The organism is Deinococcus carri, from assembly GCF_039545055.1.
In the GTDB taxonomy this organism is placed as follows: domain Bacteria; phylum Deinococcota; class Deinococci; order Deinococcales; family Deinococcaceae; genus Deinococcus; species Deinococcus carri.
The window spans coordinates 23626-39243 of sequence record NZ_BAABRP010000020.1; the positions used below are offsets into that span (position 1 = coordinate 23626).

Annotated in this window: 13 protein-coding genes; 9 read left to right on the forward strand and 4 right to left on the reverse strand. The window is 69.8% G+C overall.

Annotated features, from left to right (window positions below; translation table 11 throughout):
• The first annotated feature begins 102 nt into the window (after window positions 1-102).
• The 3 genes from ABEA67_RS16800 (at window position 103) to ABEA67_RS16810 (ending at window position 4455) form a co-directional block, all read left to right on the forward strand.
• Entirely contained in the window at window positions 103-2061 is a 1959-nt protein-coding gene (locus tag ABEA67_RS16800; protein ID WP_345467483.1) for a peptide-N-glycosidase F-related protein, read from the forward strand.
• Between the two features lie 145 nt (window positions 2062-2206).
• Window positions 2207-2404 carry a T9SS type B sorting domain-containing protein gene (locus tag ABEA67_RS16805; RefSeq protein WP_345467485.1) on the forward strand — a complete coding sequence of 66 codons (198 nt, stop codon included), beginning with the start codon at window positions 2207-2209 and terminating at the stop codon, window positions 2402-2404.
• A gap of 116 nt (window positions 2405-2520) precedes the next feature.
• Entirely contained in the window at window positions 2521-4455 is a 1935-nt protein-coding gene (locus tag ABEA67_RS16810) for a hypothetical protein (RefSeq protein WP_345467488.1), read from the forward strand.
• A gap of 149 nt (window positions 4456-4604) precedes the next feature.
• On the opposite strand, the gene ABEA67_RS16815 is transcribed toward ABEA67_RS16810, so the two are convergent.
• Window positions 4605-5546, reverse strand: a complete 942-nt coding sequence (locus tag ABEA67_RS16815; RefSeq protein ID WP_345467490.1) for an aldo/keto reductase — start codon at window positions 5544-5546, stop codon at window positions 4605-4607.
• Between the two features lie 377 nt (window positions 5547-5923).
• Here ABEA67_RS16815 and ABEA67_RS16820 point away from each other — a divergent pair, with 377 nt between their 5' ends.
• Both ABEA67_RS16820 and ABEA67_RS16825 read left to right on the forward strand, forming a co-directional pair.
• On the forward strand, window positions 5924-8398 hold the full coding sequence (locus ABEA67_RS16820; RefSeq protein ID WP_345467491.1) for a DUF2339 domain-containing protein: 2475 nt from the start codon (window positions 5924-5926) through the stop codon (window positions 8396-8398).
• A gap of 120 nt (window positions 8399-8518) precedes the next feature.
• Window positions 8519-9115: a hypothetical protein gene (locus ABEA67_RS16825; protein WP_345467493.1), complete on the forward strand. Its 597-nt coding sequence runs from the start codon at window positions 8519-8521 to the stop codon at window positions 9113-9115.
• A 585-nt stretch (window positions 9116-9700) separates the two neighbouring features.
• Here the strand turns inward: ABEA67_RS16825 and ABEA67_RS16830 are convergent.
• Complete coding sequence (locus ABEA67_RS16830) at window positions 9701-11242, reverse strand: cation:proton antiporter (protein ID WP_345467496.1); 1542 nt, start codon at window positions 11240-11242, stop codon at window positions 9701-9703.
• Window positions 11243-11618: 376 nt separating this feature from the next.
• On the opposite strand from ABEA67_RS16830, the gene ABEA67_RS16835 reads away from it, so the two are divergent.
• The 4 genes from ABEA67_RS16835 (at window position 11619) to ABEA67_RS16850 (ending at window position 13760) form a co-directional block, all read left to right on the forward strand.
• Complete coding sequence (locus ABEA67_RS16835; protein WP_345467498.1) at window positions 11619-11789, forward strand: hypothetical protein; 171 nt, start codon at window positions 11619-11621, stop codon at window positions 11787-11789.
• Between the two features lie 13 nt (window positions 11790-11802).
• On the forward strand, window positions 11803-11940 hold the full coding sequence (locus ABEA67_RS16840; protein WP_345467500.1) for a hypothetical protein: 138 nt from the start codon (window positions 11803-11805) through the stop codon (window positions 11938-11940).
• Entirely contained in the window at window positions 11933-12622 is a 690-nt protein-coding gene (locus ABEA67_RS16845) for an N-acetylmannosamine-6-phosphate 2-epimerase (protein ID WP_345467501.1), read from the forward strand. The genes ABEA67_RS16840 and ABEA67_RS16845 overlap by 8 nt, the downstream gene beginning before the upstream one ends.
• 106 nt (window positions 12623-12728) lie before the next feature.
• Window positions 12729-13760 (forward strand): SIS domain-containing protein, encoded by a 1032-nt coding sequence (locus ABEA67_RS16850; protein WP_345467504.1) that lies wholly within the window; start codon window positions 12729-12731, stop codon window positions 13758-13760.
• A 161-nt stretch (window positions 13761-13921) separates the two neighbouring features.
• Here ABEA67_RS16850 and ABEA67_RS16855 read toward each other — a convergent pair whose 3' ends face one another.
• Both ABEA67_RS16855 and ABEA67_RS16860 read right to left on the reverse strand, forming a co-directional pair.
• Window positions 13922-14923 carry an NADP-dependent oxidoreductase gene (locus ABEA67_RS16855; RefSeq protein WP_345467507.1) on the reverse strand — a complete coding sequence of 334 codons (1002 nt, stop codon included), beginning with the start codon at window positions 14921-14923 and terminating at the stop codon, window positions 13922-13924.
• Window positions 14920-15561 carry a TetR/AcrR family transcriptional regulator gene (locus tag ABEA67_RS16860; protein ID WP_345467510.1) on the reverse strand — a complete coding sequence of 214 codons (642 nt, stop codon included), beginning with the start codon at window positions 15559-15561 and terminating at the stop codon, window positions 14920-14922. The genes ABEA67_RS16855 and ABEA67_RS16860 overlap by 4 nt, the downstream gene beginning before the upstream one ends.
• Window positions 15562-15618 lie beyond the last annotated feature (57 nt).

Genomic DNA, 15618 nt, shown 5'->3' on the forward strand with positions numbered 1-15618 from the left:
TCGGAGGAATAGCATTCCTGACCACATTTGGACTATGTTGCCCTCCAGATTCAATACAGCGCCGCGTTTCTGCCCGCACGTGGAGAACGCGCAGGAGGTCATATGCACCGTGCCGTGGCTCTTGTTTCCGTCACCTCTGCCCTGCTGCTCAGTGGCTGTGGTCTCTTCAACGCGCCCGACAACCCCAACGCACTGACCGTGCAGACCGCGCAGGGCAAAGTCAACCTCAGCGGCAAGAACGTGGTTGTGGTGAGCAAGGACGCCCGCACGCCGGAGAGTGCGGCCATCTGGCAGGGCGACCTGAGCCAGTTGCAGGGCAGCCCCGCCGACGTGACGTACCTGCTTCTTCCTGGCGGGGCCACCGACGCCGATATTCAGGCCCGCGCCGGGGAACTCCGCGCGGCGGCCGCCGGCGTGAGCGGCGTGAATGTGGTCGTGGCGAGTACGCCTCCCGGCCCGGACTCGGCACTGGGGAAGCTGCTGGACCGGTGGGGCAACGACCTGCGTGATGTCAGGGCCACCTGGAGCGGTGGCAGCGTCCAGGCCACTGCCCTGGGCGACTCGGGCATCGGCAAGAGCTTCACGGGCAGCACCCAGCTCGAAGCCGTGCTGTACGGCAACGACGCCTGCGGCGACAAGGCCCCGGTGGGCGACATCAGCGGCAAGGCTGCCGTGATTCTGCGTGGCACCTGCGGCTTCACCGACAAGGTCAAGGCCGCCACCAAGCGCGGCGCGGCGGCGGTGCTGCTGGTCAACAACGACAGCCCCATCGGTGTGATTCGCGGCGACTGCAACGACACCTGCAAGGCGGCCGTCCTCGCCATGCTGCCCAAGACGGAGGGGACGCAGCTCGTCAAGGCCCTGGAAGGGGGCAAGTCTGCCCAGGTGACGCTGACCAACCTGCATGTCGCCCCGGGCGTCCTGCGCATCTCGCCCGACGGCAACGCCACCGACACCGGCCCGATTCCCTACGTGTTCAACGCCTCCCTGGAAGAGGAAGGGGAAAAGCCGGTGGACCCCTTCGCATCGGTTCGCAAGGAGGGCGAGTACCTGAGCTGGGAAACGGCCCTGAAAACCCGCCTGCAAAACGAGGAAAAGAGCGGCAAGGTCACCGTCACGCCGGTCTTCAGGGGCGAAATCGCCAAGGATCCCGGCTGGCGCAAGGAGATGATCTACGCCGACGTGACCCTCCCGGCCAACTTCGCGCAGTTCGACACGCTGGAGCTGGACCGTGCCCTGACCTGCACCTCGGAACGCAAATCGGGCTGCCCGCCCTGGGACTACGAGACCAATCTCTACATCTGCGACCCGCTTGACCTGACCAAATGCAACCAGGAAATCGCCCGCGACATCACGCCCTACTGGAACAGCGGGCGCTGGGTCACCGACATGAGTCCGCTGCTCGCCGTGCTGCGGGAAAAGGCCGTGAACGGCAAGGTGCGCCTGGCCTACTGGTCGGTGCAGCCCTACAAGGTCACCATGAACCTGCGGTTCCAGAACAGGGGAAGCAGCCTGATCCCAGTCTGGGCTGTGCCCCTCAAGTTCGGTGGTGCGATGGGCGACGGAGCCTACAACACCCGTCAGGCCCCGGTGACCTTCGAGCGCCCGGCCTGGGCGAAGAAGGTGGAGTTCTCGACGCTGGTGACCGGGCACGGCTTCAACGACAGCAAGAGCTGCGCCGAGTTCTGCGACACGGTCCACCACGTGACGGTGGGTGGCCGCGACTTCACGCTGAGTAACCCGGTGGCGGGCACGGCCCTGGGCTGCTTCGAGCAGGTGGGAGGCGGCGTGGTGCCCAACCAGTCCGGCACCTGGGTCTACGGGCGCAACAACTGGTGCCCCGGCCAGGGGGTCAAGCTCTGGAACGCCGACCTCAGCGCCGCCGCGACAGGCGCTGGCCCCCATACCCTGACCTACCAGGCGCTGGTGGACGGCGTGGACCATGTCTCGAAGCTGGAGGCGGGGGCCGAGCGTGACGCCAGCATCCACATGACGAGCTGGCTGGTCTACTACGCCGAGCGCGGCGCGGCCCTGCCCGACAAACCCAACGTGAAGCAGTAAACAGGATGAACGAAGCGATACGGTCCCAGGCCAGGGGCAAGGCCAGGTCGTAAAACACTGTCCTGGGCGGGAGGGGCAGGCGGCCCTCCCACTCAGGCCCTTTGACACAGCTTCCGGCTACGGCAGCACGACGTGCGGCTCCGGCATGCGGGGAGGTCAGGAAGTCTGCCCGCGCGGTGACACGCTGCACCTGGGGCTGAGCAGTTACTGGAATGGCCGCCTGAGTGACGGACAACTCGCGCCCGCTGGCCGGTATCAGGTGCGGGCGGGGCTGCGCGTGACCCGCAAAGATGGCCGGACCGAATGGTTGAGCGCCCCGGCGACTGGGCTGGAGGTGAAGTGAGAAGCGCCACCGGAAAAGCCCGCTCCCGGGCTGAACCAAAAGGCGGACGTGTCACCGTGCCTCTTCCTCTACCCTCCCACCATGCCCACTTGCCCTTCGCCCCAGCCGGTGACCGCATGAAACGCCTCCTCCTCTCGCTGGCCCTGCTCACCGCCTCCGGTGGAGAAGCCGTCAGGGTGCAGGCGCAGGGCAACGTCCCTGGTGGCCCCGCCGACCTTGTGGCTGTGAGTGATGACGGGCAGACGGTCGCCGTGACCTCCGCAGCCCAGCTCGGCCTGTTCCGTCCGGGGGGCGAGCGCCTCGCCCTGCTGCTGCCGACGGGGAGCAGCCTCACCAGCCTGATTCCGGCGGGCCAGGACTTCCTCGCCCTGGACCGGAGCGGCACCCTGCTGCGGGTGCATGACCGTCAGGTGTCGGTCCTGGCCCGCGACCTCTGCCCCGCCCCCGGCAGGCTGCCCGGGCCACCCCAGCTCGCCTTCGCCGCCGACACCTTCGCGGTGCGCTGCGGCGACGTGGTGCTGGTCGGACAGCCGGGCCAGTGGCGGAAGCTGGCTCTGCCACCCTCAGCGGCCCCGCTCCCGTTCACGGCCCTGGCCCTGGGCCGGGACGGGCGGCAGCTCGCGGTCTTGCAGGGGGAGAAGGTCCTGCGCTACGCCCTGCCTTCCCTGGACGCCCTCCCCACCCTGACGCGCCTGCCGGGCGAGGACACCACCTTCATGGACGAACCGCTGACGCCCGCCGCCGCGAGCGCCCTCGCGTTCGACCCGGCGGGAAAGCGGCTGGCGGTGGGCTGGGGGATGAGCTTTCCCAAGGCCTACAACCAGTCGGTCACGGTGTACGACCTAGGCACCGGGCAGGGCCGTTCCCTGCCCACCTACGCCGACTGGACCGGGAAGCTGGCCTTCAGTGCGGATGGCCGCAGGCTGCTGGCGGATGGCACCAGCAGCCCGCGCATCTGGGACCTGGGGGCGTGGAAACGCCTTCCCCCACCGCAGAAGCTCAATACCTACATCGGCGTGCGGGACGTGGCCTGGCTGGGAGGGAACGTCATCAGCGCCAGCAGCCTGGGTGCCCTGGCCCTGACCCCCGCCGGGAAGCAGGTGGCCGCCTACCTGCTCCCGCAGGCGCGCCTGACCCTGGCGACCTACAGCGCGGACGGCAAATTACTGGCGGGCTCCGGTGAAAACGGCCAGATTCATCTGGTGGATGCCCGTACAGGCAAGGTGCGCTGGAGTGCGGCGGCGCACCCGCAGTCCGTCGCCAGCCTGCGCTTCGACCGGGCAGGCACCCTCCTCGTGAGCGGGGACGGCAACAGCAGTCAGGTGCGCTTCTGGGACGTTCGCAGTGGGAAGCCCGTCGGGCCGACGGTCACCGGCGTCAACAACATCGCGGGCTTTACCGCGGGTGACCGGGAACTGGTGCTGAGCGGGCGGGTGGTGCCGCTGGCAAAGGTGCTGGCCCGTCAGGGTGAGGTGTTCCTGGGGAGTCTGCCGGGCCGCACCTACCGCAAGTCGGGCAGCGAGGCCGCCGACGTGACGCCGCGGGGGGACGCGGTCTGCGAACGCACCGCCGTCTTTGGGAACCACGGAATCGGCGTCCGGGCTTCGTTGTGGAGCCTGAAAAGCCTGGAGAAGGTTCAGTTCGGCCTGACCCTGCCCGAAGGGCACCGCATGGCCGTCACCACGCCGGACTGTCACATCCTCGCGGTGGCCGCCCAGGAAATCAGCGCCCCCGACTATGCCGTCAGGCCACTGGCCGTCGAGGTGTACGACCCCCAGACGGGCAAGAAGGTGCGGAGCTGGCCCACGGCGGGGCGGGTGCGCTCGCTGGCCGTCTCACCGGATGGGGGGCAGGTGGCCTACCTCGAAGAGGGCCGCCCGGCACTGTTTATCGGGAACGTGACGACAGGAAAGCAGACCCTCTGGCCGGTTCCACCCGTTGCCCTGGAATTGGAGAATGTGGCGCTCACCTTCCGCCCCGATGGGAAGGCTCTGCTGCTCGGCGTGGGGCGGCAAGCCGGGACGAGCTTCACGGTGCTGGGCCTGCCGTGACCCGGCCTTCCTGAAGGCCCCGCCCTCTCCCGGTCAGGGGGGGTTCCAGGCGCTTGGCGGTGACAACAGGGGACGCTCACACCACATAATCCAGCCGGGCGACACCGCCTGCTCTGGCAGGCCAGAAAAGATGTCGCCTGGCCCCTGGTTCAGGCGGAGGTGATGCGGTTGACCTCCGCGAGGTCCTCTGCTGTCAGTGCCCAGTCTGCTGCCGCTACGTTCTGATCAATCTGCTCGGGTCGGGTGGCCCCGGCAATCACACTGCTGGTCACGTCGTGCGACAGCAGCCAACTGAACGCGAGTTCCAGCAGGGTGCGCCCCCTCCCCTGGGCGAACTGCCGCAGTTCCTCCACCACCCGCCAGTTGCGCTCGGTCAGGTACCGGTTCTGCGCCCCCTCCGAGCCGGTGATGCGCGCGCCCTCCGGCAGTGGCTGCCCGGCGTGGTACTTCCCGCTCAGCAGGCCGCTCGCCAGGGGGAAGTACGGCAGCAGGCCCAGATTCAGCTCACGCAGGGTGGGAACCAGCTCCCCCTCGATGTCCCGGACCAGCAGGCTGTACTCGTCCTGGCAGGAGGTGAGCCGCGTCAGGTTCAGCCGCCGGGCTGCCTCGTCCGCGGCCCGCACACCCGCCGCATCCATATTCGACACGCCCACGAAACGCACCAGGCCTTCTTTGACCAGCTCGTCCAGCGCGCCCAGGGTGTCCTCGATGGGGGTCTGGGGGTCCGGGCGGTGGAGCTGGTACAGGTCCAGGTAGTCGGTGCCCAGCCGACGCAGGCTCGCTTCCAGCGCCTGCCGGACATAGGCGGGCCTGGCCCCCTGAAGCTGGCCGCTTTCGTCCATCGGCAGCCCGAACTTGCTGGCAAGAACAATCCGCGGCCGCTCCGCCCCGAGGGCCTTGCCCAGCAGGGTTTCCGAACCGCCCCGGTTGCCGTAGATGTCGGCGGTGTCGAAGAAGGTGATGCCCCGGTCCAGCGCCCGCCGGACGACGGCAGTGGTGGCGGCCTGGTCCAGGCGACCCCCGAAGTTGTTGCACCCGAGACCGACAGCGGAAACCGGCAAGCCGGAGTGACCCAGGACGCGCATCTGCATGGGGCCATGCTAGGGCATGTGAAGGGCCTTTTCCGATGTCAGGCTGAACTCCGGGCCTTTGGGCACCTCTCAGGAAAGAGCCTCCACCGACCTCAGAAGGCACACGCCCCACCGCGACCCCAGGCGGCGACGTTCGCACAGCTCAGCGTTTTGCCCAGCACACTGGGGGCCAGGGGTATGCCACACGCAGCGCTCTCTTCCATCGGTGTCATCGCGTCTTAGGCTCCGAGGGACAACCGGACAACCCCGCGCTCCTCTCCAGGGATGCCCATTCCGCCTGTCAATTCGGCGGCAGTGGCGAGTTCTGCCCCTTTGGGAAGCGTCAGAGCCTGGAGCCGCTATGGAGGAGCAACCCGGCGACAGGTACGCTGTCTTCCGTGACCCTCCTGCTGCTGGCGCTCCTGGTCCTGGGCCTCGTTCTGCTGGCGCGTCTGGGGTCCCTCACGCGGGAGATGCAGGGGCTGCGTGAGCGGCTCGCAGCCCTCGAACGGCAGGCAGGAGCGCGGGCCAGCGCGCAGGCGACACCGGAGGCGGAGGACGCGCCCGTGGCCCGGCCCGGACCGGCGGAGGAGAGAGGCCCCACGCCGGAACCTCCCGCCGCACTGCCCACGCCCGCGGGAAGTCCCTGGCCGGAGGACCAGGAGGTCAGCCGGCCCCCAGCCCGCGCGCCCCTGTCCTCCCGCACGGTGTTCGCCGTCCTGGGGGCGGCGGTCACGCTGGTGGGGGCGGCCTGGTTCCTCGCGGCGCTGGCCCGCAGCGGCCTCCTCACCCGCGAGGTGCTGCTGGGGCTGGCGGCGCTGCTGGCCGCCTCGCTGTACGCGGCCGCCGGGCGGACGGCACCGGTGATCGGGGAGGCTCTGCGGGGGCTGGGCTACGGCATCCTCGCCCTGTGTCTCGGTGCGCTGGTGGGGGCGGGGGTGGCCCCGGCGGGCACCGTTCTCGCGGCGATCCTGGTCCTGAGCCTCGCGGTCGGCGTCCACGGCACCGTGCAGGGGCGGCTGCTGGGAACCGCCACCGCCCTGAGCGGGGCCAGCCTGTCCACGTGGCTCCTGGCCGACAACCTGGGCGACCCCACCCTGCCCGGGCTGGCCCTGCTGGGGGTCGCGGCCGGTACGGTCCTCGCCGAGCGCCGCCTGAATCCGGCGGGCAGCGCCCTGCTCGCCCCACTGCCCGCCGCCGGTCTGCTGGGCCTGATCGTCACCACGCGGGTCCACGACCAGCCCGGGCATCCGCTGCTGTGGGCGCTCCTGCTGCTGGGGGCCGTCGGGGCCGCGCTGGCCGTGGGGCTGCGGCCGGGAACGGCGGGAAAGGAGGCCTCTCTCCGGCCCCCGCTGGCCGCCGCCGGGGTCCTGCTGGCGGGCCTCGCCGGGGCCGCTCCGCTCCTGCAACCGCTGGAGGAGGGACGGGGGCTTCCCGGGGGCCTTCCCACCACGGCACTGCTGCTGGTCGGCGCGGTCTGCACGGGGCTGGCCCTCTGGCTGCACCGCCTGGGGGAGCGGCGGCGTCCAGGGACGGCCCTGCTGCGGGACGCCGTGCTGGGGGTCGGGGTCGGCACGCTGGGGGGAGCGCTGGCGCTGGGAATGGAAGGCTGGCGGCCCTCGACCCGGCTGCTGGGGCTGGCGTCGGGGGTGGCACTGCTGGGGTCCTGGCTGCGCTCGCGGGTGTGGCGGTGGGTGGGGGCGGCGGCGCTGGGCATGCTGCTCGCTGACCATCTCCTGCACCCGTGGCCGTCCTCACTGGTGGTGGCGGGGCTGGCGCTGGGCAGCGGTCTGGCCCTCGCTGGCCGGGCCGGAGCGGCCGTGACGGGGGTGGCCGCGGCCGTCCTGCTGCGTGCCGTCTCCGCGCCGTCGGGGGTGCTGGGCGAGCTGGACGCGGGGCCACGCTTCCTGGCGGCTGCGGGGGTGGTGGTGGTCCTCTCGGCCCTGACGCTGGGGCTGGAACGGTGGGGGCAGGAACGCTTCGCTCGCACCCTGGTTTGGGGTGCGCTCGCCGCCGGGGCTTTGCTCGTTCCGCTGGGCCTGGCACACGCCGGGAGTGCGTGGCAGGTGGCGGCCCACGGCCTGCTGTCCGGCGGGCTGCTGTATGCGCTCGCGGCGGTGCACCGCCCGCTGCTGCCTCCCCGGTGGCGCGGGGGGTTGGAAGGGGCCGGCGTCGCAACCGCCGCGCTGGGCCTGCTCGTCTGGACCCAGGAGGGTGATGGGGAGGAACGGGCCGCCCTGCTCCTGGCGCTGCTGACGGTGGGGGTGGCGCTGCTGCCGGGGGAGAGCCGCTGGTTCTGGCGTGCCTGGCCGCTGCTGGCCCTGGCCGTGCTGGTCAGCGTGGCCTCGATGCTGACGGGGCCGCGCGACCCGGGCGCAGGCCTCTGGCTGCTGCTGGGCGCGCTGGGGACGGGCGCGGCGCTGTGGCTGCTCGTAACGCTGGCCGGGCTGCGGTGGCTGGCGCGCCGTCCGGACCCCCGGGGCGATACGGCGCGGGCCGCCTCGCTCGTCGCGCCGCCCCTCCTCCAGGATGGGCTGTGGCCGGGCCTGGCCCTCGTCCTGCTCGCCCTGGGCGGGCGCACCGCCGAGCTGCTGGTCCGGGGGGAGGGGCCACTCACCTTCACCCTGACCTCGACCGTGGTGCTGCTGGCCGCCTCGGTCGCGCTGCTGGTGCAGGCGCGGCAGCTGGGCCACCCCCTGCGCTGGTGGGTGGCGCTGGCCACGTTCGGCCTCGGCGCGCTGAAGCTCGTGTTTGTCGATCTGGACGACCTCGGCGGCCTGTTCCGGGGAGCGGCGACTGCCCTCCTGGGCCTGCTGCTGCTGGGCATCGGACAGCTCGCGCCCCGGCCGGAGGAGGAACCCGCGGAGAGCTGACCGTGCCGGAGCGGCCGCTGCCCTGGAGGACATCCGCGCCCCAGCCTCGTCCAGAGTCGCCCGCGCTGCGCCTGAAGTCTTTCTCATATCGACCTGGGCGGGGGCCGTCAGACTGCCCCCATGTGGCTCCTCCCGCTCGTGCTGGCGGGTGGTCTGGGCGCTGCCCCGGCACCCTCCCCGGAACACCTGCTGTATCCCACCCAGGCCGAACGTCTTCAAATCTGCCGCACGCCGGAGCCACCTCCGACCGCAGCCGAACTGCGTGCCGTGCGGCAGCGGGTCGGTCAGCGGCAGGTGTGGTTCACGCCACCCGCCGAGGTCTTGCGGGGAGCGTGTGCCTACAGCGATCCGAAATACCCCGCGCTTATCAGGGCTGCCCGGGAATTCGAGGCAGGGCTGAGTTCCGGGCAGGCCCCACCCGCTCCGATCAGCGTGATGCTGATGGCACCCATCGGGGCCTTCAGGGAGGTGGGAACCTGGCGGGCCTGGCTGGTGCTGCGGGACAGCTTCGGGCGGGAGGTGTGGCGCTGGCAGCCGCGAACGGGCATGATCCGGCAACTGGTGCCCGGGATGGGCACGTCCATCCTGATCTTCGATGCTCCAACCGACCAGCAGCGTGCCCTGGTGCGGCAGGCGACGGCCCTGTGGGTCGAGGTGGACTGGAAAGACGGGCGCGGCCCGCAGCGGTACAACGCCGCCTCCCTGCCCAGGACCTGATACTGATTCCGATTGAAGGGTGTTGAAAACACCCGGAAATCCGACCAGAGGGAGAAGGAACAAGGGCGGATTTCGGGAGATGGATGAACAGGCGGTGCCCTCCCGACTGTTCAGGAATTGGACGGAATCCGTATGACACGAATTCCGGCCCCAGCCGTTCTGCAATCCGTCCCTTCTCCTTCCCGTCGGGTTTCGCAGGGATGGCATCACTGCTCCACCGGAAGTCGTATGACTGGGGGACGAGACTCATAACCGGGAGGGGGTCGAGCTTGCTGCGGCCCGGCATGAAGAACTGGAGACGCCTGCCCATCCGACGCTGGGCTGGAGGCTAGGGCGGTGCCCAGAAAGGTTCGACAACCTTTCTGGGCCGAACGAAGTGAGAAACCGTGATAAGGGCGGCGTGAAGTGGAGTTGCTGCCCAGGACACGCGGCAACGTAACGGAGCGCCGCCCTAGGGATTCCAGTTCATCAGTGATGCAGTCACTGGTGAACCCGACCGGACTGGTAGAGCTGTGCAGCAGAGGGGCTGGAACGGATTATCCGGAATCCGTAGGCGTCCTCACCCCCCTGTTCCTGGCCTATCTGTCAGGCGGGCGTGGACGCTGGCCGGGCGCTCAGTTCCAGCCAATCCAGTTCCTCCTCGACGAGGTGATAGGCGTCGTCCCCGATCTTGCCCGTGCGGCGTAACTCCGCGAGTGCCCGGCGGGACGCTTCCACCACCCGTTGCCGCAGCACGTTGTCCGGCGTGTCGTGCGGGTCCCCGCCGCTGCGGACCCGGCCCAGGTCCGCCTGGTATTCCAGCCGGAGACGCGCGGCGGCTTCCGAGTCGTCCCCCTCCAGTGCCTTCAGGGCTGCCTTCAGCGCCGCACCCCGTGCCAGGCTGGTCTCCGTCTCCACCGTCGTGTCCCGGGGCAGGCGCAGGAGCAGCAGCAGCGGGCGCAGCGTCAGCCCCTGGATCACCAGGGTGCCCAGCACCACGACGAAGGCGGTGAGCTGGATGAAGTCGCGCCCCGGAAAGCCCTCCGGGAGCGCGAGGGCAGTCGCCAGCGTCACGATCCCCCGCATCCCCGACCAGCCGATCACCAACCCGCTTTTCGCCAGGGGCAGGGACGTGGAGGAGGACGCCGAACCCGGACCAGGCGCATGGTTCCTCCCCTGCACCAGGGCGTACGCCAGCGCCCACACCAGGCGCACGACGATCACCACGGCCAGGATGACGAACGCCGCACCCAGCGCACGCAGGAGTTCCGCCCCGTTCAGGGCTTCGAGGATCGGCCCCAGTTGCAGGCCGATCAGCGTGAACGCCAGGACGTTCAGGACGAAGGTCACCGCGTCCCAGACAGCAAAGGTCGGCACCCGCAGCCGCGCCGACAAGACGGATCGCCGGCCTGCGGTCAACCCGAAGACGACCACGGTGACGACGGCGGAGAGGCCCAGCCGCTCGGCCAGGAGCCAGACGGCAAAGGTGAGCACGAACTGGAAGATGACCGAGGTGGGCGCGTCGTCGATGGTCTCGACCAGCAGGCCAATCGGCCACGCCAGGAGCCAGCCGACCGCGGCACTGCCGAAGACGGTGAGGAGGAAGGCGGGCAGGACCCCCGCGGCGTTGAAACTCCCGGTCGTCACGGCCCCGACGGCCAGGGTGTAGATCAGCAGGGCGGAGGCGTCGTTGAGCAGGCTCTCGCCCTCCAGAATCTTGCGCAGGCGGTAGGGCGGGTTGACCTGCCGCAACACCGCCAACGCCGCCACGGCGTCTGGGGGTGCGAGCAAGGCCCCCAGGGCGAGAGCCGCCGCCCAGGGAAACTCGGGGAACAGCAGCCGGGCGGTGAAGGCCACGGCAACGGTGGTCAGACCAATGGCGACCACGACGAGCGACAAGACGGCCTGCCAGTTGTCCCGCAGGTCGCGCAACGAGGTGTCGTAGGCCGCGTCCAGCAAGACGGGCGCGACGAACACCGCCAGGATCAGCTCGGGGGGCAGGTCGAAGCGGGGAACCCCCGGGAGAAAGGCGACAACCGCCCCACCAACGGCGAGGAGGGTGGGATAGGGGATGTTCAGCCGCCGGGCGAGGACGGACAGGACGGTTGCTCCAAACAGCAGCCCCAGCAGGGTCTCGAAGATCAGCATGCGTGCAGGTGCCTCCCGGAAAGGAAACTTCAGTTGGTGGCCGAGGGAGAGCACCTTACACCGAACGCCCCGATTCGCCCTCACGAATCGAGCAGGTGGGGTGCCGACGTTCCTGCTTCCACCCCGCGGAAATATCAGGTTTCCGGCCCAGGCCTCCCCGACCTCCTCCATACGCCGGGCACCGGACGGACCTGTCAGGCCCCGGACAGAGCGGGGGCTGCGAGCGCCGACCCCCTGGGCCACACGCGGCCCCACTTCTCAGCGGCCTGTCGGCAGTTTCAGGTCCTCCTCCGCGCTCACCCGGGAGCATAGCCCAGCCCGGCGGGAGTCCCGCCAGCTCGGCGCTCCTGCCTTACCGTACGATTTTGTGCGGCTCGTGTTGCTCCCCCTGTGGAGCAGAGGCGGTTCTGGGGCAGCCGTCCACTGGAACCCGGAACAGACCGCGCAAGACCACCTCGCCGTTCTCCAGGCCCTGCGGGTCAGGAACCGCCAGCGCATCATGGAGGCGCTGCACGCCCACTTCCAGCTTCCGCCCCCCACCCCCTGACAAGGAGAGTCCCATGTCCCAGCGTTTCCTGCTCCGTCTCCCCCGCGCCGCCCTGCGGGCCTTGAATCCCCTCACCCCCTCGGCGGGCTTCACCCGGCTGAACGAGTCCTGCGGCGACCTGGCCGCCGGGGGGACGCGCACCCATGCCTGAGCGCCCCCTGTCCGGCCAGGATGTGCTGGAACGGCTGCGCGGCGGCCTGATCGTGTCCTGCCAGGCGAACCCAGGCAGCCCCCTGCGTGACCCTTACATCATCAGCCGCCTGGCCCTGGCCGCCGAACAGGGGGGCGCGGCGGGCCTGCGGGTCCAGGGCTTCGGGGACGTGCAGGCGGTGCGCGCGGTGACGGGCCTGCCCATCATCGGCCTGACCAAGACCGACCGCGACGATACCGAGGTCTACATCACGCCCACCGCAGCGGAGGCCGTGCGGCTGGCGGAGCTGGGGGCCGAGATTGTCGCGCTCGACGCCACCCAGCGGCCCCGCCCGGAGCCGCTGGCGGAGATGTTCGCCGCCGTTCACGCCACGGGTGCGCGGGTGATGGCCGACATCAGCACGCTGGAGGAAGCGGAATCGGCGCTGGAGGCAGGCGCGGACATCGTGGGCACGACGATGAGCGGCTACACACCCTACAGCCGCCAACTGGAGACGCCGGACTGGGCGCTGATGGACGAACTGTGCGCGGCGGGCCTGCCGTTCGTGGCAGAGGGCCGCCTGAACACCCCCGCCGAGGCCGCACAGGCGCTGGAACGGGGAGCCAGCTTCGTGGTCGTCGGCTCGGCCATCACCCGCCCGGACGTGGTGACCCGCTGGTTCGCGGAGGCCCTGCGCGGCTGAATCCGCAACCGTGGCCCCGGATGCCGTAAGGCCCCACCGTCCTCAAACCCTGACCGACCGTCGTGCAGGCGGATGTGGCGGGACAGCCTATGCTGGAGGAACAGCCATGACCCACCCCGACCCCCTGATGTTGCAGGAAGCGCGCGAGGCCCCGCAGGTCGTCCGCCGCCAGCTTGCCGGGAACACCACCGTCGTGCGGGCGCTGGCCGCCGCGCTGCATGAGCGCCGCCCCCCCTACGCCGTCACGGTCGCGCGGGGCAGCAGCGACCACGCCTGCACCGTCCTGAAATACGCCCTGGAAACCCAGCTCTCGCTTCCCGTCGCCAGCCTGGGGCCGAGCGTCCATACCCTGTACGGGGCGCGGCTGGACCTGCGGGGGGCGCTGATGATCGCCGTGTCGCAGTCGGGCACGAGTCCCGACGTGGTGGAGACGGTGCTGATGGCCCGCGAGGCCGGCGCGACGACCGTGGCCCTGGTCAACGTGGAAGGCAGCGACCTCGCGCGTGAGGCCGAGTTCGTGTTGCCGCTGCGCTGCGGCGAGGAGCGGGCCGTCGCCGCGACGAAGAGTTACCTCGCCAGCCTGACCGCGCTGCTGCCCGTGATCGCGGAGCTGACCGGGGAGGAAGGCCTGAAGCGGACCCTGGAGACCCTGCCGGAAGCCCTGGAGCACACGCTGACGCTGGAAGACCAGGCCCGCACCCTGGCGGAACGCTACCGTTTCGCGGACAACCTGCTGGTGCTGGCGCGGGGCCTGCACTTCGGCGTGGCGCAGGAGGCGGCCCTCAAACTCAAGGAGACGTGCGGCATCCATGCCGAGGCGTACAGCGCCGCCGAGTTCAGCCACGGCCCCAGGCGGCTGCTGGCCGAGGGCGTGCCGCTGCTGGGCTTCACCTCGGCCGATGCGGCGGCGGCGGCCACGGCCCAGGCCTACGCCGACCTGGGCAGGAGTGACGCGGACCTGCGGACCCTCGGCCCCGCCGCCGGCAGCACCCTGACCACCCCGCAGACGGGCCACCCTCTGACGGACCCCGTGCCCAGCGCGCTCGCCTTCTACCTGTTCGCCGGGCACCTGGCCCTGCACAAGGGCCTGAATCCCGACGCGCCTCCCCTGCTGAGCAAGGTCACGCGCACCCGCTAGGGCGGCGCTCCGTTGCGTTGCCGCATGTCTCAGGCATCCACTCCACTCCGCGCCGCCCTTTTTGCGCTTCTCGCTTTGCTCGGAGAGGTTGCCAAAAAACGGCAACCTTTCTGCGCCCCGCCCTAGGGCGAGAGTTCTTGCATCAGAAAAAACGTCACCAGCTACGGCACTTCGATGACCACCTTTCCTGTCGCCCGCCCGGTCTCGCTGTAGGCGAGCGCCTCGCGCACCTCATCCAGAGAAAACACGCGGTCAATCACGGGGCGAAGGGTGTCGTCCTGAAGGAGTCCGCCCAACACCTCCAGTTGTTTCCCGTCGGGGCGCATAAACAGGTAAGCGAAGTTGACGTGGTAACGCCGGGCAAGTCTGTAGTCCTTGAAATGCACCGCCGCGAGCGTCAATCGAACCGGCCACGTGATCTTGCGGTCACGCACGGCCTCTGGCGTCGGCGCGCCGTTGATGGTGACGAGCGTTCCGCCCCGGCGTAAGACCTTGAAAGAGCGAGCCAGCACTTCTCCGCCCTGGGTATCCAGCACGAAATCAAGGTCGGAGAGGAGGTCAGCGAACTGCTGCGTGCGGTAGTCAATGACCGTCCGTGCCCCCAGTTCGCGGACGAGCGCCTCATTCCGGGCTGAGACGGTGGTGGCGACCTCGGCCCCCAGAGAATGGGCCAACTGAATGGCGACGCTGCCCACGCCGCCCGACCCGGCCTGAATCAGAACCTTTTGACCCCGACTCACGTGTCCCAGTTCCGTGAGGGCCTGCCAGGCGGTCAGGCCGACCAGCGGAATACTCGCGGCCTCGACGTGCGTCAGTCGTGCGGGCTTGTGAGCAGCCTCCTTTTCACCGACCAGGGCATACTCGGCAAAGGCCCCGATCCGGTCTTTGTCGAGGCGGGCGAAGACCTCGTCCCCGACGGCAAAGCGGGTAACGGCGGAACCGACGGCGACCACTTCACCGGCCAGGTCACTGCCCAGGATCAGGGGGAGTTTGTAGGGCAGGATGGGGCGCAGACGACCACTGCGAATGGCGAGGTCGATGGGGTTGACGCTGGCGGCCCGCACCCGCACCAGCAGGTCATGCGGGCCGGGTTGCGGCTGGGGCAGAAACCCGACGTTCACCACGTCGTTTGGCCCGTAGCGGTCGATATAGGCGGCTTTCATGGTTGCTCCTGACGAGCGGGGGCGAGGCCCTGCCAGGTGAACCCGATGGACAGGGCGGCGGCGTCCTGCCAGGCCATGCCCTGGAGCAGGTCGTCGGTGGCGAGGGTGGCGATCCCGTGGAAGTTGGCGAAGGCCACCAGGGCGAGGTGCCGGGCGTCCCCCCCCCGCGCTTCGCCGCCGTGTTGCGCGGTGGCAATGGCGTCGGTCAGGGTTCGCAGGGTGGCGCAACTGAGTTCGTGCAGAGTGGCGCTCGCCTCCGGATGAAGCTTGGCGGCATGCATCAGGCGCAGCAGCCTGGGATGGCTGACGGCAAACTTGACGTAGGCGAGGGCAGCGGCCTTGAACCGCGTCTCGAAGGGTCCGGCTGAACTGGAAAGCCCGGACAGCGCCCGATTCAGGCGCTCGTAGCCCAGGGTGGCGAGCGCGTCCAGCAGCGCCTGTTTGTCCTTGAAGTGCCGCGCGGACGCGCCGTGACTGACGCCCAGCTCCCGCGCCAGGGCACGCAGCGACAGTCCTTCCGCTCCTTCAAGTTCGATGCTGTCCCAGGCGCGTTTGAGGAGTTCAGCCCGCAGGTTGCCGTGGTGGTAGGGACGCTCCGGCTCTGAAACGAGGTCGAGGTCGGTTGGGGGTTCGTTCATGAAGGCAGTCTAGCGCAAAGTAGACATTGACAACAATGCTAGCGCCGACTACATTCG

What these genes read in the sequence shown, in the direction of transcription:
- ABEA67_RS16850 (WP_345467504.1), top strand. Translation starts at nt 12,729, where the DNA reads ATGACCCACCCCGACCCCCTGATGTTGCAGGAAGCGCGCGAGGCCCCG.
- ABEA67_RS16830 (WP_345467496.1), bottom strand. Translation starts at nt 11,242, where the DNA reads ATGCTGATCTTCGAGACCCTGCTGGGGCTGCTGTTTGGAGCAACCGTC.
- ABEA67_RS16825 (WP_345467493.1), top strand. Translation starts at nt 8,519, where the DNA reads ATGTGGCTCCTCCCGCTCGTGCTGGCGGGTGGTCTGGGCGCTGCCCCG.
- ABEA67_RS16810 (WP_345467488.1), top strand. Translation starts at nt 2,521, where the DNA reads ATGAAACGCCTCCTCCTCTCGCTGGCCCTGCTCACCGCCTCCGGTGGA.
- ABEA67_RS16800 (WP_345467483.1), top strand. Translation starts at nt 103, where the DNA reads ATGCACCGTGCCGTGGCTCTTGTTTCCGTCACCTCTGCCCTGCTGCTC.
- ABEA67_RS16840 (WP_345467500.1), top strand. Translation starts at nt 11,803, where the DNA reads ATGTCCCAGCGTTTCCTGCTCCGTCTCCCCCGCGCCGCCCTGCGGGCC.
- ABEA67_RS16805 (WP_345467485.1), top strand. Translation starts at nt 2,207, where the DNA reads ATGCGGGGAGGTCAGGAAGTCTGCCCGCGCGGTGACACGCTGCACCTG.
- ABEA67_RS16815 (WP_345467490.1), bottom strand. Translation starts at nt 5,546, where the DNA reads ATGCAGATGCGCGTCCTGGGTCACTCCGGCTTGCCGGTTTCCGCTGTC.
- ABEA67_RS16845 (WP_345467501.1), top strand. Translation starts at nt 11,933, where the DNA reads ATGCCTGAGCGCCCCCTGTCCGGCCAGGATGTGCTGGAACGGCTGCGC.
- ABEA67_RS16860 (WP_345467510.1), bottom strand. Translation starts at nt 15,561, where the DNA reads ATGAACGAACCCCCAACCGACCTCGACCTCGTTTCAGAGCCGGAGCGT.
- ABEA67_RS16855 (WP_345467507.1), bottom strand. Translation starts at nt 14,923, where the DNA reads ATGAAAGCCGCCTATATCGACCGCTACGGGCCAAACGACGTGGTGAAC.